The 18,429-nt window shown below is 64.0% G+C and carries 17 protein-coding genes, 1 tRNA gene and 1 pseudogene; 9 read left to right on the top strand and 10 right to left on the bottom strand.

The genetic code is table 11. The features are described from left to right. Positions 1-189 precede the first annotated feature (189 nt). The 3 genes from AC3WLX_RS09700 to AC3WLX_RS09690 form a co-directional block, all read right to left on the bottom strand. Positions 190-441, bottom strand: a complete 252-nt coding sequence (locus tag AC3WLX_RS09700; protein WP_492335665.1) for an exodeoxyribonuclease VII small subunit — start codon at positions 439-441, stop codon at positions 190-192. Between the two features lie 73 nt (positions 442-514). Continuing rightward, the gene (locus tag AC3WLX_RS09695) at positions 515-1,444 is read right to left on the bottom strand and encodes a histone deacetylase family protein (protein ID WP_492335664.1); all 930 of its coding nucleotides are present in this window, start codon (positions 1,442-1,444) and stop codon (positions 515-517) included. Positions 1,445-1,578: 134 nt separating this feature from the next. Further along, on the bottom strand, positions 1,579-3,240 hold the full coding sequence (locus AC3WLX_RS09690) for a bifunctional metallophosphatase/5'-nucleotidase (protein WP_492335663.1): 1,662 nt from the start codon (positions 3,238-3,240) through the stop codon (positions 1,579-1,581). 227 nt (positions 3,241-3,467) lie between these two features. On the opposite strand from AC3WLX_RS09690, the gene AC3WLX_RS09685 reads away from it, so the two are divergent. Beyond that, positions 3,468-4,700: an MFS transporter gene (locus AC3WLX_RS09685; RefSeq protein WP_492335662.1), complete on the top strand. Its 1,233-nt coding sequence runs from the start codon at positions 3,468-3,470 to the stop codon at positions 4,698-4,700. Positions 4,701-4,917: 217 nt separating this feature from the next. Here AC3WLX_RS09685 and AC3WLX_RS09680 read toward each other — a convergent pair whose 3' ends face one another. Next, entirely contained in the window at positions 4,918-6,696 is a 1,779-nt protein-coding gene (locus AC3WLX_RS09680; RefSeq protein WP_492335661.1) for an acyl-CoA dehydrogenase family protein, read from the bottom strand. 251 nt (positions 6,697-6,947) lie between these two features. On the opposite strand from AC3WLX_RS09680, the gene AC3WLX_RS09675 reads away from it, so the two are divergent. After that, positions 6,948-7,022, top strand: a tRNA-Gln gene (locus AC3WLX_RS09675). A gap of 481 nt (positions 7,023-7,503) precedes the next feature. On the opposite strand, the gene AC3WLX_RS09670 is transcribed toward AC3WLX_RS09675, so the two are convergent. Next, complete coding sequence (locus tag AC3WLX_RS09670; RefSeq protein WP_492335945.1) at positions 7,504-9,795, bottom strand: ATP-binding protein; 2,292 nt, start codon at positions 9,793-9,795, stop codon at positions 7,504-7,506. 281 nt (positions 9,796-10,076) lie between these two features. Next, entirely contained in the window at positions 10,077-10,247 is a 171-nt protein-coding gene (locus AC3WLX_RS09665; RefSeq protein WP_492335660.1) for a hypothetical protein, read from the bottom strand. Positions 10,248-10,351: 104 nt separating this feature from the next. Here AC3WLX_RS09665 and AC3WLX_RS09660 point away from each other — a divergent pair, with 104 nt between their 5' ends. The 3 genes and pseudogenes from AC3WLX_RS09660 to AC3WLX_RS09650 form a co-directional block, all read left to right on the top strand. Continuing rightward, positions 10,352-10,696, top strand: coding sequence for a hypothetical protein (locus tag AC3WLX_RS09660; RefSeq protein WP_492335659.1), 345 nt, complete (start codon positions 10,352-10,354; stop codon positions 10,694-10,696). 260 nt (positions 10,697-10,956) lie between these two features. Next, the gene (locus tag AC3WLX_RS09655; RefSeq protein WP_492335658.1) at positions 10,957-11,751 is read left to right on the top strand and encodes an alpha/beta hydrolase; all 795 of its coding nucleotides are present in this window, start codon (positions 10,957-10,959) and stop codon (positions 11,749-11,751) included. 89 nt (positions 11,752-11,840) lie between these two features. Next, positions 11,841-12,549 (top strand): annotated as a pseudogene (locus AC3WLX_RS09650) (malonate decarboxylase subunit alpha); the annotation flags it as partial. On the opposite strand, the gene AC3WLX_RS09645 reads toward AC3WLX_RS09650, so the two are convergent. The 4 genes from AC3WLX_RS09645 to AC3WLX_RS09630 all read right to left on the bottom strand — a co-directional run bounded on the left by AC3WLX_RS09645 (position 12,542) and on the right by AC3WLX_RS09630 (position 14,581). Further along, positions 12,542-13,087, bottom strand: coding sequence for a hypothetical protein (locus AC3WLX_RS09645; protein WP_492335657.1), 546 nt, complete (start codon positions 13,085-13,087; stop codon positions 12,542-12,544). The pseudogene AC3WLX_RS09650 and the gene AC3WLX_RS09645 sit on opposite strands and share 8 nt — an antisense overlap. A gap of 70 nt (positions 13,088-13,157) precedes the next feature. Continuing rightward, positions 13,158-13,352, bottom strand: a complete 195-nt coding sequence (locus AC3WLX_RS09640; protein WP_492335656.1) for a hypothetical protein — start codon at positions 13,350-13,352, stop codon at positions 13,158-13,160. A gap of 324 nt (positions 13,353-13,676) precedes the next feature. Continuing rightward, positions 13,677-14,072: a hypothetical protein gene (locus AC3WLX_RS09635; RefSeq protein WP_492335655.1), complete on the bottom strand. Its 396-nt coding sequence runs from the start codon at positions 14,070-14,072 to the stop codon at positions 13,677-13,679. Positions 14,073-14,335: 263 nt separating this feature from the next. Then, on the bottom strand, positions 14,336-14,581 hold the full coding sequence (locus tag AC3WLX_RS09630) for a hypothetical protein (protein WP_492335654.1): 246 nt from the start codon (positions 14,579-14,581) through the stop codon (positions 14,336-14,338). Positions 14,582-14,810: 229 nt separating this feature from the next. On the opposite strand from AC3WLX_RS09630, the gene AC3WLX_RS09625 reads away from it, so the two are divergent. The 4 genes from AC3WLX_RS09625 to rpoH all read left to right on the top strand — a co-directional run bounded on the left by AC3WLX_RS09625 (position 14,811) and on the right by rpoH (position 18,321). After that, positions 14,811-14,987 (top strand): hypothetical protein, encoded by a 177-nt coding sequence (locus AC3WLX_RS09625; RefSeq protein ID WP_492335653.1) that lies wholly within the window; start codon positions 14,811-14,813, stop codon positions 14,985-14,987. 74 nt (positions 14,988-15,061) lie between these two features. Continuing rightward, on the top strand, positions 15,062-15,739 hold the full coding sequence (locus tag AC3WLX_RS09620) for a response regulator transcription factor (protein ID WP_291629285.1): 678 nt from the start codon (positions 15,062-15,064) through the stop codon (positions 15,737-15,739). Between the two features lie 16 nt (positions 15,740-15,755). Continuing rightward, positions 15,756-17,180, top strand: a complete 1,425-nt coding sequence (locus AC3WLX_RS09615; RefSeq protein ID WP_492335652.1) for a sensor histidine kinase — start codon at positions 15,756-15,758, stop codon at positions 17,178-17,180. Further along, positions 17,125-18,321: an RNA polymerase sigma factor RpoH gene (gene rpoH / locus AC3WLX_RS09610; protein ID WP_492335651.1), complete on the top strand. Its 1,197-nt coding sequence runs from the start codon at positions 17,125-17,127 to the stop codon at positions 18,319-18,321. The genes AC3WLX_RS09615 and rpoH overlap by 56 nt, the downstream gene beginning before the upstream one ends. The last annotated feature ends 108 nt before the right edge of the window (positions 18,322-18,429 follow it).

The raw sequence follows: 18,429 nt of genomic DNA, 5'->3' as shown, positions 1-18,429 counted from the left end.
ACCCTCGCGCCCCCAATGGGGATCCAATATTGCTCGGTTCCACGGCAGTATCTGCCCGTGGAGCGTGGGCATAGGCGGGGAATGCCTGGAGAGGAGCTTCCCCATCCTTGTTCCCGAGTGGACGGGCCGCCCCAGCGGATCGACGGCATCCGATCATGAAAAAGGCAAGGCGAGCCCGGGGCGCCGGCCTTACTGGACGTCGAGCGGCGCCGTGCCGGTGGCCTGGCCGCTGGCATCGGTGGTGATCTTGTCGACGCGCGCTTCCGCCTGACGCAGCAATTCCTCGCATCGCCGCTTGAGGGCCTCGCCCCGCTCATAGATCGTCACGGACTCCTCGAGCGGCACCTTGCCGTCTTCGAGCCGCTTCACGATCGATTCGAGCTCCTCGATCGCGCGCTCGAAGGTGAGCCTGGAGACGTCGACTTGAGTATTTTCGGCCATATCCGGTTCCGATTGCCCGATCCGCTTCAGGTGAAAGAAAGCAGGGTTTTGCGGGCGTAATGTGGCGGGTGGGTCATGCGCCCATCAGGGCGCCGACATGCGCCGTAACAGATTCTTTCAGTCCTTGCAGGTCATAGCCGCCCTCGAGCACCGACACAACGCGGCCGCCTGCGGTCTTGTCGGCGAGATCCATCAGCTTGCGCGTCACCCACGCATAGTCGTCCGCGCGCAGGTTCAGCGAAGCCAGCGGATCGCGGTAATGCGCATCGAAGCCGGCGGAGATGATCAGAAGCTCGGGGCTGAATTTTTCGAGCTGCGGCAGGATCAGGTTCTCGAACGCGGAGCGGAATTCCGGGCCGCCGTCCTCGGAGGCGAGCGGCGCATTGACGATGGTGTCGTGATCTCCGCGCTCGCTTTTGGCGCCGGTGCCCGGAAACAGCGGCATCTGGTGCGTGGAGCAGTACATCACGGTCGGGTCCGACCAGAAAATGTCCTGTGTGCCGTTGCCGTGATGCACGTCGAAATCGACGATGGCCGCCCGCTTGATGCCGTACTTGCGCTGCGCGTGGCGCGCCGCGATGGCGACGTTGTCGAAGAAGCAGAAGCCCATCGGCTTGCCGATCTCGGCGTGATGGCCGGGCGGGCGGATGGCGACAAAGGCGTTGCGATGTTCGCCGGCCATCACGGCCTCGGTCGCCGCCACCGCGCCGCCGACGCCGCGCATAACCGCGTCCCACGTGCCCGCCGACATCGAGGTGTCGCCGTCGATATAGACCTGCCCGCTGGTCGGGGCGATGTGGCGCAGCTCGGTGACGTAGTGCTCGTTGTGGCAGAGCGTGACGAGATCGAGATCGCCCTCCGGCGCCTCTTCGCGCACCAGAAACTGGAAGCGCTCATGCGACAGGGCTTCCTCCACCGCGCGCAGACGATCCGGCCTCTCGGGATGTCCCGGCGGCGTGACATGGTCGAGGCAGGCCTTGTGGGAAAGGAGAAGCGTGCTCATCAGGTCGGCCTCACGGAAGAACGGGCTTTCGACGTCGTTGGCGCATCCGGCGCCAAAACGCAATGTAAAACCCAATCTATGCGCTTGGCCGGGAATGGCAAAGGGTGGTCCCGTTCCGGCCCGTTTGATCCGGATCAATTCACGCGCAGGATGCGGGTCAGCGGCAGCGGACCGACCGGACCATGCGCCCGGAAGAACGCGAACAGCGCGTCGGCGTCGTAGCCGCCATATTGCAGCGCCGTGCCCTCCTTGGCGACGCTAAACCCGTCGCCGCCGACGGCGAGGTAATCATTGAGCGTGACACGGTAGCCGCTTCCAGCTTCGATCGGCCTGCCGCCCAAGGTCATCTTCTCGAGGCTGACGCGCTCGCCGAATGGCTTTGATGCATCCCAGGTATAGCTGAAGCCGTTCGACACCTGCAGAATTCGCGGCCGCTGCGGGTCCAGCCATTGCTGCTCGAGCATGTCCTTGAGCTGTCTGCCCGTCAGCGTCATGGTGACCAGGCGGTTGCGGAACGGCTGGCTGGCGAACACATCGCCGAACGTGATCGCGCCATTCTCCTTCGGAATGATGTCGCTGCGGATGCCGCCGGGATTGATGAGGGCGATGACAGCTCTGCCATCCTTGGCATCGCGGGTCGCGAACAATTGAGCGTCGGCGACGACATCACCGAGCGCGCTTTCGCCGGCCTCGTTCGGCACGCGCGACAATGTCTGCGTCACCGAGCCGGCCGGGCGGCTCGCGATCGGCGCAGAGAGCCTGTCATAGGCGTCGATCAAAGCGGTCTGCTCGGCATCCCTGGCCAGCGAAGCGTTGGCGACGATGACATTCTCGGCCTTGGCGCCGACGATGTCGCGCGTGGCGGGATCGAGCTTGAGGTCGATCGCCGTCACCAGCGTACCGTATTTGTCGCCGCTGGTGACAAGCCGCCCGTCGATGTCGCAGACATAGGCGCGGTGGGTGTGGCCGCTGACGACGACGTCGACGGCACGATCGAATTTCCTGACGATGTCGACGATCGGCCCCGTGATGGCAGGACATTCGTTGTAGTCGCCGGCTGGCTCGCCGCCCTGGTGGATCAGAACCACGATGGCCTCGACGCCGCGCGCCTTCAGCTGCGGCACGAGCGCGTTCACCGTCTCGGCTTCGTCGCGGAATTCGAGCCCGGCAATGCCGGCAGGTGAGACGATGCCCGCCGTTTCCTTCAGGGTCAGTCCGATGAAGGCGACGGGGATGCCGTCGAACTCCCTGATCTCGTAGGGCGGCAGCACGCTTCTGCCGGTCGCGGTTTCCACGGTTGAGGCCGCGAGGTAACGGAATTTGGCGCCCGTGAAGGGATGCGGTCCCTGGCAGCCGTCGACGGGATGGCAGCCGCCGTTCTGCATGCGCAGAAGCTCGGTCTTGCCCTCGTCGAATTCGTGATTGCCGACCGAACTGATCGCGAGCCCCATCATAGAGAGCGACTCGATCGAAGGCTCGTCATGGAACATCGCCGACAGGAACGGGCTGGCGCCGATCAGGTCGCCTGCGGCAACGAAGATCGTGTTCCTGTGCCCCTCGCGCAGCTGCTTCACCAATGTCGCCATGTATTCGGCGCCGCCCGCGGCAACCATCACCTTCCTGGAGCTGTCTTCGGGGTCATTGATGCGGATGCCGCCCGGCGGCGGCCGCAGATTGCCGTGGAAATCGTTGATCGCGAGAATGCGCAGCTCGACCGGTGCGGCGGTCTGGGCCGCAGCGGGGACGGTGCTGGTGAGAGCGAGAACGAAGCAAGTCAGCCGGAGAAGGTGTCGCATGGGATGAGACTATTCGCTCGGCGCAAAGATTTCACGAAGGTTGTTGTCGTCATTTGGGGCGACCGCGGCATCTTTCCCACAGGATCGCATCATCGTACGAGCCGTGCTGCTTGATGAATGCCGGGCCCACCACGTGGCGCAACAATCAGCTACAATCTTTCATTTGAAAAACCGTTGGTTGTGAGGCACGATCCGGCCACGTTCCCTTCAGGCAGATGTCACGATTGATGATGGCCTCCCCCCGGATCGACGAATCCTCTCCATATTATCGCGGCTGGCGCGTCGTGCTGGCTTGCTTCCTGATGGCCTTCTTCATGTTCGGCTTCGGCCTCTATGGCCAGGGCGTCTATCTCGCCGAGTTGCAGCGCGCTCACGGCTGGCCGGGCACGCTGGTCTCCGCGGCCAGCACCTTCTCCTTTCTCCTGACCTCCGTGCTCGTCATCTTCACCGATGATCTGCTCGAACGCATTGGACTGCGCGCGCTGATCCTCTGCGGCCTGGCGGCGCTCGGCGCTTCGACCGTGCTCCTGGCGCTGCTGCAGACGCCCTGGCAACTCTATCTCGCCTATGCGCTGATGTCGGTCGGCTGGACCGGCATGGGCACGGTGGTGATCGCGACCGTGCTGAATTCCTGGTTCGAGCAGCGGCGCGGCCTCGCGCTCAGCCTTGCCTTCAACGGCGCGACTTGCGGCGGCATCATTCTCGTTCCGCTGTTGCTGTCGCTGACCGGCAGCATCGGCTTCCGTTCTGCGATGCTGACGGCGACGGTCGCGATGATGGTGCTGGTGCTGCCGGCGGTCATCACCTTCATTGGCTGGCCCGCAGGGACGGCGCCTGCAACGGGCGGACGTTCCTCCGCCTCCCCTGCGCCGGTTCGCTCGCGCAAGGCGCTGCTCGCCAACGCGGCGTTCTGGACCATGGTGCTGCCGGTTGCGCTCGCGCTGCTGGCGCAGATGGGTTTCATCGTCCACCAGGTGACGTTTCTCGAGCCGCTGATCGGCCGCTCCACCGCAGGGCTCGCCGTCACCGTCATGGCGGCGATGGCGATCGTCGGTCGCCTCGTGCTCGGGCTTTTCGTCGACCGGCTCGATGCCCGGCTCGCCTGTGCGGTTTCGATGACGAGCCAAGCGGCTGCGCTGTTCGTGGCTATCCAAAGCACGAGCCCGGCCGTGCTGCTGGCCTGCTGCGCCGTCTACGGCTTCTCGATGGGCAACATGATCACGTTCCCGCCCTTGATCATCCAGCGCGAGATCGGTGCTTCGGCGTTCGCGACCGCGGTGGGCTTGGGCACCTCGATCAGCGGCATCGTCAGCGCCTTCGGCCCCGGTCTCGTCGGTCTCGTGCGCAGCTTGACCGGAAACTACACCTCCGCATTGGCGCTGTGCGCCGCGCTCAATCTCGTGGCGGCGGGAATCGTGTTGTGGCGGCCGGGGAAGCGAGCGAGGCTCGCAGCTTCGTAGCCGCTCACACGACAGGTGTCATCGCCCGACTTGATCGGGCGATCTAGTATTCCAGAGGCCGGCATTGAAGAGCACGCTTTCACGACATCCGCCGTGGCGTACTGGATGGCCCGGACAAGCCGGGGCATGACAGCGGTGGGGTTGGCGAGGTCGTCGCGCCCTGAAGCGCGATGACGAGTCATCCATATCTCATCGCGCTTTAGGGGGAGGAGACGCCTTACCCCAGCAGCACCGCGTCCGCCGCCGCGACCGATTCCGCGCTCTCCGTCACGGTGCGCTCGAGCGCTTCGGCCTGCACCGTGATGTTCTCGGCAAAGAAGCGCGCAAGCGCGACGTAGCGCGCAGCCTCCGCGTTGCCTTCGGCCTTGGCGGCGAGCGCCTCGGAGGCGAGCAGGCAGCCGCCGAGCGTCGCGCCGAACTGCTGCAGATAGGGTGTCGCACCCGCAAGCGCGTCGTTTGGCGCGGAGGCGACGCGCTCCAACAGCCATTTGCTGGTGCGCGTGAGCGCCCCCAGCGCCTCGCGCAGCTTGGTGCCCGTGGTGCCGAAGCCGGGATCGTTCGACGCCTCCACCTGCTTGACGGTTGCCGAGAGCTCGTCGAGCAGCGTCCATACCGCGGCGCCGCCATTGGCAGCCAACTTGCGCGTCACGAGGTCGATCGCCTGGATGCCGTTGGTGCCCTCGTAGATGGCGGTGATGCGCGCGTCGCGATAATGCTGCGCCGCGCCGGTCTCCTCGATGAAGCCCATGCCGCCATGCACTTGCACGCCGAGATAGGCGACCTCGTTGCCGATGTCGGTGGAATAGGCCTTGGCCATCGGCGTCAGCAGCGCCGCGCGCGCGGCGGCATCTGCGCGCACCTTGGGATCCCTGGCGCGCGTCGAGACATCGATCGCGACGGCGGTTGCATAGCAGATGGTGCGGGCCGCGGCGGTCTGCGCCCGCATCCGCATCAGCATGCGCTTGACGTCGGGATGGACGAAGATCGCGTCCGAACCGTCGCCCTTCTTTCCGACTGCGCGGCCCTGCTTGCGCTCCTGCGCATAGGACAAGGCCTGCTGATAGGCGCGGTCGGCGACGCCGACGCCCTCGAGGCCAACGCCGAGGCGGGCCTGGTTCATCATCGTGAACATGCAGCGCATGCCCTGGTTCTCTTCGCCGATCAGAAAGCCGATGGCGCCGCCATGATCGCCCATGGTCATGGTGCAGGTCGGCGAGGCATGCATGCCGAGCTTGTGCTCGACGCCGGAAGCAAAAATGTCGTTGCGCTGTCCCAGCGAGCCGTCCGCGTTGACCATGAACTTCGGCACCAGGAACAGCGAAATTCCCTTCGTGCCGGCGGGCGCATCGGGCAGGCGCGCCAGCACGAAATGCACGATGTTGTCGGTCATGTCGTGCTCGCCATAGGTGATGAAGATCTTCGTCCCCTTGATGCGATAGGTGCCGTCGGCCTGCTTCTCGGCGCGGGTGCGCAGCGCGCCGACGTCGGAGCCGGCCTGCGGCTCGGTCAGTTGCATCGTTCCGGTCCACTCGCCGGAGACGAGCTTTCCGAGATAGATTCTTTTCAGCTCGTCGCTGCCATGCGCCTCCAGCGCCTCGATCGCCGAGGCCGTCAGCAGCGGGCAGAGGCCGAAGGCGACGTTGGCGGCGCTCCAGATCTCGGTGCAGGCGGCGTTGATGGCGAGCGGCAGGCCCTGGCCGCCGAAATCCTCGGGGCCGGACACCGCGTTCCAGCCGCCCTCGGTCCAGCGCTTGTAGGCGTCGGGCCAGCCCGGCGCGGTCGTGACCTTGCCGTCCTCGAGCTTGATGCCGTGCTCGTCACCGACCTTGTTCAGCGGCGCCAGCACGTCGGATGCGAACTTGCCGGCTTCCTCCAGCACGGCGGCGGCGAGGTCGGCGTCGAAATCCCCGTAATGGCCGGCCTCCAGCGCGGCCTTGAGGCCCGCGCCATGGTTGAGCGACAGCAGCATGTCGGAAATCGGCGCGCGGTAGGTCATGGCTCACTCCCGGGGAAACAGATATTGGCGCCGTATTCTCACGAAACGGGAGCGGTCTCAATGGGCGGCGGGGGCGGACCCGGCCGGGAGCAGGGCGCAAATAGCCACAACAAGTGAGGGGGAGGGGGGCTCGCGCTGGATGGTATTTTGCCCCTCCGGGCGGTTGAAATGCCGCGCCGCTCCCTATAGACCGGCTGCGACCGACGGGAATCTGCGGGCGCCGGTTCGCCCCTGTTCCGTTCGTCGTCTGATGGGGCGTAGCCAAGCGGTAAGGCAGCGGATTTTGATTCCGCCATTCGGAGGTTCGATCCCTCCCGCCCCAGCCAGAGCCAACATGCTGATTTTGTTATAAAAACGGCCTTGCTCAACGGAGTTTCCAGCACATTTGGAAATTCCGTTTGCCTCGCATTTGGAAATTCTGTGCTGGTTTCGTTTTTGATCGAAGGCAGACGAAAGTCGTCGCGCGGTGAACGCCGCTCAACTTATCAAAATACGAATTGAGCGGATGAACGCTGTCTGCGCGTTGCAAGCTTCCGACCGCAGCCGTTGACGTCGCGTGCTAGATCGACAGTTGCAGAACCCCGCCGCTCTTTGCAGCGTTCAACGAAGCGCGGACTCTATCCTTTAGATCGGACGCTAGTCTTCGAAATTGGGGCGGTCTGCATTTCGTCTCGAGTTGATGGCGCTCCATCAGCACTCTGCTGATCGGTACTTGCAAGTCGTACTTCAGCCGGAGGCCTGCCTCGTTCGCGCTTGCTCGCAATTTCGGAATCGACCTGCGTGCGATCGTCGCGGCATGCAAGCTCATCATTCCGCGGCGGCGGCCAAGCTGAAACTGACTTTTGCGCCTTCTCCGGCGTCATCGTTCGCAGCAGTGATCTTCCCGCCATGGGCTTCCAGGATGGACTTGCAAATCGGGAGACCCATGCCCATGCCGTCCTTCTTGGTGGTGAAGAAGCTTTCGAACAGCCGATCGAGATGCTCGGGCTTGATGCCGGGACCGCTGTCAACGAGCGAAAAGTGCACCATGCCCGCAGATTGCGTCGTTCTGATCGTGATCCTGCGATCAGCGCATTGGGCGTCTTCCATCGCCTGCATCGAGTTCATCGCCAGATTGACGATGACCTGTTGCAGCTGGATCCTATCGCCCAAAACCTCGACCGCTGATGGACCTCGGTGATGCGCAATGGACACGCCGCGTGATTGACTTTCGTGTCGCAGAAACACCAGCGCTTCCGCGATCACATCGTCCAGGCATAGCAGCGAGCGCTCTGTCGACTTGCCGGCGGCCATTGCACGGATTCGCGCGACGATATCCGAAGCGCGCACCGCACTCGCCACCATGCCCTGAATTGAAAGCTGGACCTCTGCAAGGTCGGGAGCCGGCCGGTCGAGCCATCGCAAGCCCGCCCCGCCATGGGTCGAAATCGCGGCCAGGGGCTGGTTGATCTCGTGGGCGATGGAAGCGGTCAGTTCACCGAGCATTGAGACCCGCGCGGCGTGCGCAAAGTCGGCCTGCAGCTTCCTCAATGCGTTTTGCGCTCGGACACGCTCGGAGATGTCGATGGTTCCAACCAGGCTAATCTCGAAATCATCGATAGGGCCGACCCGCGCGGTGATGAAAAGCACGTCGACCACCCGCCCGTCCCAGGTGACCATCTGGGTTTCTTCTTCGAAGCTGGGGGCGCCGCGGAAATTCGATTCCATGGCCCGCCGAAACGTGTCGGGCCTCGCCTGCCATGTGCGAACGAGGGAAGGTTTTGGGGCCTGGCTGGGATTTCCGCCGAACAGCCGGATGGCATGCTCATTCGCTTCGTGGAACTTGAGTGCTTCCATGCAGGTCGTGAGAAAGTCCGGATTTTCGTCGAAATACTTGCCGAGATCGGTAACGCCTTTCTGGCGCAGCGCCTTGAACAGGTGCACGAGCTGTGTCGCGTCGAGCTGCCTGAGTGCGATGGGCATGCGCGAAAAGAGATGGCGGTACCGTAACTCGCTCCGCTGGAGTTCGGCATGGGCATTTTTTTGGAGGCTGACATCCATGACGGCGCCAATGAACTCCAGATTGCCCTTTTGGTTCAACGCGGCTCGTGTGACCACCTTGACGAACTTGATCGTCTGGCCCGGCATCAGCAAGCGATGCTCGAGCGAGAATGATCGTCCTTCCTGTTTTGCGTCTTCGAACGCCTTTTGGACAACGTCCAGATCATCGGGGTGAATACGCTCGATGACGAAGCTGAGCGTCGGTGTCGAAGTCGGTGCCAACTCGAATATCCGGAACGTTTCCGCAGACCAGATGAGCTCATCCGTCACGACATCCCAGCCAAAGCTGCCGGTCTTGCTGAGTTGCTGCGCCTCCGCCAGGTAAACCGCCTCACTTTGCCGTATTGCCTCTTCGGCGCGGCGCCGTTGCGTGACATCAGTGCTGCTCTCGAGGATGCCGAATGTCGGCTCGCTCGGGTCCGTGGACCAGCGACTGAGGACTGAAACCTGCGCCCCGCTCCGGGTCGTGTGCACCAGTTCGCCCTCCCACCGTCCCGTACGCAACAGCGTCTGCTTGATGTCTTCGAGCGGTGCAGGAAACTCGGTGCGCAGCAGGCGATGTTCGATGTTGCCGAGAGCTTCTGTGCGTTGCCATCCGAAGAGCTCCTCGGCCCCGCGATTCCAAAAAGTGATGCGGTCGTCGGGGTCGCGGACGATGATGGCGTCGGACGTGAGGTCGAGGAGTTGAGCCTGCTCCCGATAAAGGGCTCCAAGCATCCGCACGCGCCAGATCAAGGTGGTCACGAACACGGAGCTGATCAGGAAGGCGGCCAGCGCCGCCAAATCCTGGAAGTTTCTTATTTCGAGAGAGAAAGCCGGCTCGACGAAGAGGTAGCCGAGGCAGGCCACGGCTCCGGCGGAGAAGGCCATCGACGCGACGAGGCTCCCGAACAACGCGAGAAAGGCGATGATGACCAGGAGCGCAAACGCCGTCGATGGATAGTTGAGGTTCAGCCGGAGACAGAGCAGCGAAGTCAACGCGAGAGCTCCTGCTCCGCAGATCCAGAATAGTGGCGGAGACAGCGGACCGTGGTTCTGGCCGGCGGTGAGACGTGGCACTTTGAGCCCGCTAAAGTAGCCTCCAACAGAGAATTCGCGTGACGGAGGAACCGCTGCCTTCACAGGCCGGTGCAGCTCTTCCCTCATGTGCCGCTCCGCGCGGCGCCGCGGACCATAGAGGCGATGTCATCGTGCAGATCCTCAACACTTGCCCGATGTGCTCGACAGGACGAGGCGTTCATCGGCCGGTCCTGAAAACTGTTCGAGCTTCGGATCGCCTTTCCGGCGTACCCATCGTGACGACCCGGGGCAGCACCGGAGCTGACCACGGGATGATGCCTTCAAAGCATGACCTCATCGACCGATTCTTCAACTGGAGCCGCAGTCGCAATCCGGCCTTGCGCGCTGCTCACCTGCAAAGCCATCTCGTAGTGGTGATCGACGTCCCCGTCTTGACCCGCCTTGCGGTTGTTTTGACCGATATTGCGCAATGAATGGCGCGCCTCCGGCATGCATAGACTCAGCGACCCGAACCGCCTCACTTCACATCTCAGAATTGCTCGTCGCGACGAACGTGACTGCGGCGACGCTCGGCGATGGGACGTACTGATGATTCATGATCGGCCTTTCGCCAAATGGCAGGCGGTACCTGCGCCCCCGCGACGACAACCGAGCAGCGGGCGCGCTCGAACGTCGCCATTGCCGCCCATCGAAAGCGAGCAACGAAGCCGAACGGCTGCAGCCCAATCTGCATTCCGCTTCTGCCGCTGATCTCGATTTGATTGTGTTGCATTCACCGGATCCAGGCAGGAGCCGCGGCGGCGCCCTCATCAGAATACCATTATCACTCACCGGCCTGGGATCGGCAAGCGACGGCTGGCTGTCACGTCAGGCAGCAAGGCTGACTGAATGGACCGCCATTGCAGCTTTTTCCCGTGAACTGCCGCCAGGCACCACGTGAACTCGTGAGACCAGCGTATCGCAGGTGTTCAAGTTTTTGGTCTTGGTTTGGCTTGGCTTCCCAGCTTTCGAATGACGCCTTCCGGCTGCAGTGGCACCCATCGATCTCGCCATCTTTCGCAAACGAACGTTTCGCGGGCAGCCCGGACCGCGCGCTGGCGCCTCCTACGCGTTCGTACTGGAAAACAGGATGGTGAGGGTGAAATACCGGGACGAGCCCGGTCACTAATGTTGCGTCATTCAATAACCGGAGTGACCGACATGAAGAACCTGACCAAAACCGGCCTCGCGTTCGCCGCCGCCTTCTCCCTCGTCTCGGCAATCGGTCCCGCGTCGGCCGAGCCCCTGAAGAATATCGTCCTGGTGCATGGCGCATGGGTCGATGCATCCGGCTGGAAGCCGGTCTACGAGATTCTCACCAAGGAAGGCTTTCATGTCACCATGGTGCAGGAGCCCGAAACCTCGTTCGCGGATGATGTGACCGCGGCGAAGCGGGTCCTCGATCTCCAGGATGGTCCGACGCTGCTCGTCGGGCACAGCTACGGCGGGTCGATCATCACCGAGGCTGGCGTTCATCCGAAGGTCGCGGGTCTGGTCTACGTCGCGGCGCACGCGCCCGATGTCGGCGAAGACGAAAGCGCGCTCGGCAAGAAGACACCTAGTGTGCTCGCAAAGACCGAAGGCGCCATCAAGATCACGCCGGACAAGTTCACGTATCTCGATCCAACGCAGTTTCCGAAGCTGTTCTCACCCGATCTGCCGCGTGAGCGGGCCGAGTTCGTCGCGCGATCCCAGGTTCTCGCCGCCGCGCAAGTCTTCAGCACGCCGCTGACCGCGGCAGCGTGGAAGACCAAGCCCAGCTGGGGCATCGTCGCCGGCAGCGACCAGATCATCAATCCGGATCTCGAGCGCTGGTACTACGAGCGCGCCAAGAGCCATACCACCGTGATCCCGGGCGCCAGTCACTCCGTCTACGAGTCGCATCCGAAAGAAGTGGCGGCGATCATCACCAAGGCAGCCCACGCCGTCCAGCAAACGACGGCCACCGCTCGCTGACGGATTCATGCAGCAGTCTGCGCGTTCTGGCGGGAGCCGCATGGGCGTTCCGCCAGAGCGGCCAATTTGCCAGATCAGGAAATCTCCAAATGTTGACGTCCATCAACGCCGAGACCAGACCCGCGGCCAATTGGCAACGCGGCCGCGCAGCGCGCGACGCCCGCATCGAGGCCGGCTCGCGGCTGGCGAAAGGAAAGATCGTCGAGGCTCGTGACGCGATGCGCCTGATGGAAGCCGTCATTCAGCCCGGCGATCGGGTTTGCCTCGAAGGCGACAACCAGAAGCAGGCCGACCTGCTCAGCAGCGCGCTGCTCGCTGTCGACCTCTCCAAGGTGAACGAGCTGCACATGGTGCAGTCGGGCGTCGTTCTGCCGGAACACCTGGACTTCTTCGATCGCGGCGCCGCGAAGAAGCCGGACTACGCCTATTCCGGTCCGCAGTCGGCACGCATCGCGCGCATGCTGTTCGGCGGCAAGATCGAGCTGGGTGCGGTTCATACCTACCTCGAGCTGTTCGCTCGACATTTCATCGATCTCACCCCGCAGGTCGCGCTGATCGCCGCGGTGAGCGCCGATCGCGAAGGCAACCTCTACACCGGCCCGAACACCGAAGACACGCCGACTGTGGTCGAGGCGACCGCATTCAAGGACGGCGTGGTGATCGCCCAGGTCAACGAGCTCGTCGACCAGGTGCCGCGCGTCGACATTCCGGCAGACCGGGGTGCACTTCATCATCAGGTCGGACAAGCCGTTCTTCGTGGAGCCGCTGTTCACGCGCGATCCCGCCGCCATCACCGAAGGTTGTCCTGGCTATGGGCGATGACTTTCGTCGTCCCTTTCGCCAACCGGTCCTGGACGGAGGCCTGCAACTGCGCGACCTGCGCCTTCTGCGTGTCGATCAGTTGCAGCGTCGCATAGCCCTTCTCGCCGAGCTGGGTGTCCCGCGACAGGTTGGTTTCGGCATTCGTGAGCTGGGCCTGATCGCGCGAGAGGTTGGCCGTGAATTGCTCGATCTGTGCTTGAAAGGGACGGGGATCGATTTCCGCGAGCAGGTCGCCGGCCTTGACGGTCTGCCCTTCCTTGAACGTGATCCTGATCAGTTGCCCCTGGATCTGGCAGCGCACCACGTCGGTATTGTAGGCGGCTACAGTACCGATGCCGTGCAGATAGATCGGAACGTCCTTTGCGCTGACGGTGCTCGCGACCACCGGCACGGCAGCCTCGGGCACTGGCACGGCGGCCTCGACCGGTGACAAGCGCTTGAAATGGACGATGGCCCCGCCTGCCGCCGCAACGACAATGAGGGCTGCAAGGGCGCTGATGACGCGTCGTATCATGGGCATGTTCCTCTTTGACGCCTCGGCCGCGCGGCACACCGGCCGGTGGAGACCGATTGGCCCGGCGCCGCTACGCTGCGGCTGGTGATGCCGCGCGCGGCTTCTGCAATGGAAATTCCGGCACCGCGGACGAGGCGCCGTGCCCGGAAGCCGACATCGGCCATGCATTACCGATCATCAGCGATGCGAGCAGCAATGCGATCGCAATCGTGCGCAGGACCCAATTGAGGACGCTGCTGGTTTCCGGATGGAGCTGCACGCGCATCGGCGTTCTCCGGTTTGGATTGATCTTCTCGCAAGAATTAGGAGATTGCAGGAGGGCTGGTATTTCCGGATTGCACGTGTCGCGGTGAAACGCACGAGCCAGCCAGGCTGCGTCGTTGGTGCCGCAGACAGCCGATCCGATGCTGGCCATCGCAAGCCCGTCCCAAGGACATTCGCGGAAGGTGCCGCGATCGATCTGCGGGATTCTCGCGAGAAGCCGTGGGTATCTGCGCATGGATCCCGGGCGCACCGCGCTGGGCTGCACGGTGCGATCGACCGGCACTGCGACTTGCGTGTCCTGGCCGATCGACACCGCGCATGGGGCTTAGCTGCAGCTCAGGGGGAGCGGCTGGTAGGGATGCAACTCGTACCAGTCATAGCAATCCGGATAGGCGCCGTAGAATCCATATCCGCGGCCGTATCCGCCGAAGCGGTGGAATGCGTGCTGGCGCAGGCCGTCGGCGTGGCCGCCGAAGCCGAGGTGCTCGCCACCGAACCGGGCGCCGCCGCCGAATCCGCCGACATGTCCCATGCCGCCGAAATGTGCGCCGCCGCCAAAGCCCGCATGTCCGCCGCCGAAGCCGCCGCCGCCAAAGCCGGCATGTCCACCGCCGAAGCCGCCGCCGCCATGGCCGCCGCCGCCGCCACGTGCCTCGGCCGTTCCGACCGTTAGCGCTGACGCAAGTGCTGCTGTCGCCAGGATCATCAATGCTCGTTTCATGGGAGACTCCTTTCCAGTCCGTAGGTCCGGCGGCCGATTGCCATCACTGCGGTCTCGCGCCGTCGGCAAGCCCCGTCGCAAGAGCAGATAGGATTTTCGCAGGCCAATCCCATTGAATTAGATGTCAGGCGCGGAGCGCGGTGCAGGCGCGGGATGATCCGGCCGAGGCCGGCGCTCCTCGCAAAGGAAAAGGCGGACCCGATATCGGGTCCGCCTGCATTGTTGAAGAATGCCGAGCCGTTCGCGGCGGCGTCGCCGTCGAATCAGAGGCCAGTGCCCGGCTCACAGGGAACGTTGTTGCCGGTCCACGGCGCCGTCGCGAACGCACCGACACGCGGCGCCGGAACGCAGACGCGGTCGCCCTGATAGAGGAGCCCTTCCGATGCGACCGGCTGGGCTTGCATCGCGGATGGACGCGCAGCCGTGTGGCTCGTGCGCGCCATGGCAGGTCCGGCGAGCATCGCGACGGCGACCAGTCCGGTCGACAACAGCTTGAAAGTGTTGGTCATGGGATTCTCCTGTGTGACAGCAGCCAGTCCGAGCCGGCCTGGACATGAGGTGCGCGCGGCCCCACGCGAACGAAACGCACGAATTGCTCACCGGCCATCAACGGCCCGTGATCCCAGCCTTGTCGGAAAGCACGATCGTGCAAATCGGCAAGCTTTGCCGTGCCGGCGCGTAACACCGGCTCCCCAAAATACATATCTGCGGAGATGTGCTTCTGCATGGAGGTGAGACATGATCGCGGCGACAGTCCATCGGAATGCCTGCGCCTCGCTGCAGGCGGCAGCGCGAATGGGCATTCTGACACGCTATTTAATGGTCTTGGATCCTGCGCGGGCTTATCTGGATTGCGAGCCTGTGGCGCATCGCATGACGGTGCCGCGCCGCGTGTTCGGCCTGGAAAGCCAATGAACATGTCGTCGCGGACCAGCGAACTCACGCGGCGCCGCCGGCCTCAACGTCTTGCAGCACGTGGGGTCAGCACCATGACGCAAATTCTCCTGATCGAGGACGACCCCGAGACCGCCGACGCAATCGTCGCCGAGCTTACCGAGCACGGATTCGAGGTGCGATGGGCGCCCGACGGCATCGGGGGGCTGGATTGCGCGCGGGAATCGTCTCCCGACGCACTGATCGTCGATCGCATGCTGCCCGGAATGGACGGACTCACGGTCATCGAAGCTCTGCGCAAGGACGAGGTCAGGACCCCGGTGCTGGTACTGAGCGCGCTCGGCGCAGTCGATGACAGGGTGCGCGGATTGCGCGTCGGCGGAGACGACTATCTCACCAAGCCGTTCGCGCTGGTCGAGCTCGTCGCGCGGGTGGAAGCGCTGCTGCGCCGACCGATCGACAGCCGCGAGACGACGCTGCATGCCGGACCGCTCGAACTGGATCTGATCGAGCGGGCCGTGCGGCGCGGCGAGCGCGAGATCGATCTGCTGCCGCGGGAGTTCCGCCTGCTCGAATACATGATGCGGAGGAGTGATCAGCTGCTGACGCGGGCGATGTTGCTCGAGGAGGTCTGGAACTACAAGTTCGTACCAGCGACCACCAATCTCATCGACGTGCATATGGGCCGTCTCCGCCACAAGGTCGACGGCCCCGGTGAGACGCAGCTCATCCACAACGTCCGCGGATCGGGATTCATCCTGCGGGTTCGGTGAAAGGTGAGGCGTACCGATGCGGCGGATTGACCTCATTCGATCGAGCACGTTTCTCTGGATCGCCGCGGTGGCAGCTGCGCTGGCGCTGTTCGTCGCCGGGCTGTTCGCCTTCATTTACGTCAAGATCGACGATTACCTGGTCATGCGGTCCGACCGCATGATCGAGGCACAGCTCAGCTTCCTGGCGGAGCTGCCGCCCGGCCGCCTCAACGACGCGATTTCCGACCATCTCAGGCAGGATTCCCGGGGCGTGCAGTATGCAGGCCTGTTCGATGCGGCCGGGAATCGGATTGTCGGCAATATCGAGCGATTGCCGTTGCATCTCGATCTCGGCGGGCCGGTCCGGAGCGTCCAGCTCGATCGGGTCGGTCCGACGCCGGCCGGCGATGCCGTCGTCAAGGCCGCGGGCAGACAGCTCGCCGACGGCCACATCCTCGTGATGGGGAGGAGTATCGATGAGACGCGCGAGATATCCCTCGTCGTCGGGCAGGCGCTGCTGCTGGGGCTGCTGCCAGCATTCTGCCTCTGTCTGCTGGCCGGAGCCTGGCTGAGTCTCCGTGCCGAGCGACGCGTGGAGCAGGTGAATCAGCACGTTCGGCGCATCGTCGCCGGCGATCTCCGCGAGCGGCTTCCCCGGGCCGATGCGGACGACCCGTTCGCGCGGCTCGCCGGAATCGTCAACGGCATGCTCGACGAGATGGAGACCACGATCACCGCGCTCGCAGGCGTCGGCAACGATATCGCCCACGATCTCCGGACGCCGCTCACGCGTGTCCGCCTGACGTTGGAGCGTGGCCGGACCCATGCCGCAACGCTGGAGGAGCTTCAGAACGTCGTGGACAAGGCGATCGCCGGCATCGACCAGTCGCTCGCGATCATCACGGCGCTGCTGAGGCTTGCCGAAATCGAGACCAGCAGCCGGACGTCCGGCTTCGGCAACGTCGCGCTCGACGAGATCCTGCGCCAGGTGTGCGACGTCTATGAGCCGATCGCCGAAGACAAGGCGATTGCACTCGGCGTCAAGATCGATCGCCGGCTCCAGGTGCGCGGCGACCGGGATCTACTGTTCGAGGCGGTCGCCAATCTCGTCGACAACGCTGTGAAATTCACTCCTGCCGGCGGCCGCGTGACGCTCGAGCTGATGTCCGCCGAGACGACCGCGCTCGTGCGTGTGAGCGACACCGGGCCCGGAGTGGGCGAGTCGGAGCGCGAGGCCGTGCTGCGGCGGTTCTATCGTTCCGACAAGATGCGCCATACGCCCGGTGTCGGGCTCGGCCTCAGTCTCGTGTCCGCCATCGTCAAGCTGCACGGCTTCCGCCTGACCGTGTGTCCACCGCCCGGCGGCCGGGTGGAGATCGTGGTCCCGCTGCAAGAAGCGTCACAGGATGGTGCGTCGTCGAGTTCCAGCCGCCTCCTTCACGCGAACCTCGCATCGACGTGACCGTTGCGCCGCGCGCAGCACGTGCAAAGCGACAATAACAGCTAGTTCTCTGAAAGCGAATTCAGGCTCCTTAAGTCCATTTTACTGTGTCGGCAGTCGGAGATTTCTTACTTTCCGTTCGTCGGTTGCAAAGTGGGAGCAAGGGATGTCAATGCACCATGCGGATTTGAGCAAGATCACTATGCCGGGCGGATCTACCGCGGTTGGCATGTTCAACGCATATTCAGCCGCGATCGGCCGCTACGAGCTGCTCGAGCGTGAGCAAGAGCAGCAGCTCGCGCGTCGCTGGCACGAGAGCGGGGATTGCGAGGCCGCGAACGCGCTCGTCACCAGCCATCTCCGGCTCGCGGCAAAGGTTGCGCGCGGCTACAAGGGATACGGCCTGCCGCACGCCGATCTCATGGCCGAGGCCAATCTCGGGCTGGTGATCGCCGCGTCCCGGTTCGAGCCGGGCCGGGGATCGCGATTCTCGACCTATGCGATATGGTGGATCAAGGCGACCATCCACGAATACATCCTGCGCTCCTGGTCACTGGTCAGGATCGGGACGACGGCGGCCCAGAAGAAGCTGTTTTTCCGCCTCCGCGGCGAGATGAGGAAGGCCGCGGGTGGGGCGATGACGGGCCTCACGTCCGATGTTGCCGAAGCGATCGCCGTCAAGCTCGAGGTCTCGACGCGCGATGTGCTGGAAATGGATCGCCGCCTTCACGGCGACCTGTCGCTGAATGCGCGGGTCGGCGGCGACGAGAACGCCGGCGAATGGGAAGCCCTTCTGGTCGACCAATCGGCCGATGCCGAGACGGTCCTTGCCGATCAGGATCAGACAGAACGCCGGGCCGGTGCGCTCCGCATCGCGCTGAACGCCCTGACCGCTCGCGAGCGTCGCGTGTTCGAGGCAAGGCAGCTGGCCGAGCATCCGCAAACGCGCGCTGAGCTGGCTTCCGAGCTTTCGATCTCCAGCGAACGCGTCCGGCAGATCGAGCTGCGGGCCTTTGCCAAGGTGAAGCGCCTTGCCGTCCTGGCCACGCAGGACCCCGCGATTGCTCGGACGGGAAAGCGGAGCAAATCAAGTTCCGTGGCGCCGCGCATCCGCAGCGGTCGCGCCCTGCAAGCGTACGAGGGTGCGCTCGCCGCATCCTGACCGTCGATCGGCCGGCGATGCATCGACCAGAAGGTCGTTGGCGCCGACGTCGATATTCCTGAATTCGTTTTCATTTGCAGCGCAGCGCGTCGGCCGCCACTTGTCACG

It is taken from the genome of Bradyrhizobium sp. FW305-F6 (assembly GCF_058782905.1).
The sequence above is the reverse complement of the archived record's forward strand: the minus strand, read 5'-3'. Positions and strand labels throughout refer to the sequence as shown.

Excerpts from the sequence above, each read along its gene's own strand:
- AC3WLX_RS09700 (WP_492335665.1), bottom strand. The coding sequence starts at position 441 with ATGGCCGAAAATACTCAAGTCGACGTCTCCAGGCTCACCTTCGAGCGC.
- AC3WLX_RS09695 (WP_492335664.1), bottom strand. The coding sequence starts at position 1,444 with ATGAGCACGCTTCTCCTTTCCCACAAGGCCTGCCTCGACCATGTCACG.
- AC3WLX_RS09690 (WP_492335663.1), bottom strand. The coding sequence starts at position 3,240 with ATGCGACACCTTCTCCGGCTGACTTGCTTCGTTCTCGCTCTCACCAGC.
- AC3WLX_RS09685 (WP_492335662.1), top strand. The coding sequence starts at position 3,468 with ATGATGGCCTCCCCCCGGATCGACGAATCCTCTCCATATTATCGCGGC.
- AC3WLX_RS09680 (WP_492335661.1), bottom strand. The coding sequence starts at position 6,696 with ATGACCTACCGCGCGCCGATTTCCGACATGCTGCTGTCGCTCAACCAT.
- AC3WLX_RS09665 (WP_492335660.1), bottom strand. The coding sequence starts at position 10,247 with ATGCCGGAGGCGCGCCATTCATTGCGCAATATCGGTCAAAACAACCGC.
- AC3WLX_RS09660 (WP_492335659.1), top strand. The coding sequence starts at position 10,352 with ATGATCGGCCTTTCGCCAAATGGCAGGCGGTACCTGCGCCCCCGCGAC.
- AC3WLX_RS09655 (WP_492335658.1), top strand. The coding sequence starts at position 10,957 with ATGAAGAACCTGACCAAAACCGGCCTCGCGTTCGCCGCCGCCTTCTCC.
- AC3WLX_RS09645 (WP_492335657.1), bottom strand. The coding sequence starts at position 13,087 with ATGATACGACGCGTCATCAGCGCCCTTGCAGCCCTCATTGTCGTTGCG.
- AC3WLX_RS09640 (WP_492335656.1), bottom strand. The coding sequence starts at position 13,352 with ATGCGCGTGCAGCTCCATCCGGAAACCAGCAGCGTCCTCAATTGGGTC.
- AC3WLX_RS09635 (WP_492335655.1), bottom strand. The coding sequence starts at position 14,072 with ATGAAACGAGCATTGATGATCCTGGCGACAGCAGCACTTGCGTCAGCG.
- AC3WLX_RS09630 (WP_492335654.1), bottom strand. The coding sequence starts at position 14,581 with ATGACCAACACTTTCAAGCTGTTGTCGACCGGACTGGTCGCCGTCGCG.
- AC3WLX_RS09625 (WP_492335653.1), top strand. The coding sequence starts at position 14,811 with ATGATCGCGGCGACAGTCCATCGGAATGCCTGCGCCTCGCTGCAGGCG.
- AC3WLX_RS09620 (WP_291629285.1), top strand. The coding sequence starts at position 15,062 with ATGACGCAAATTCTCCTGATCGAGGACGACCCCGAGACCGCCGACGCA.
- AC3WLX_RS09615 (WP_492335652.1), top strand. The coding sequence starts at position 15,756 with ATGCGGCGGATTGACCTCATTCGATCGAGCACGTTTCTCTGGATCGCC.
- rpoH (WP_492335651.1), top strand. The coding sequence starts at position 17,125 with ATGGTGCGTCGTCGAGTTCCAGCCGCCTCCTTCACGCGAACCTCGCAT.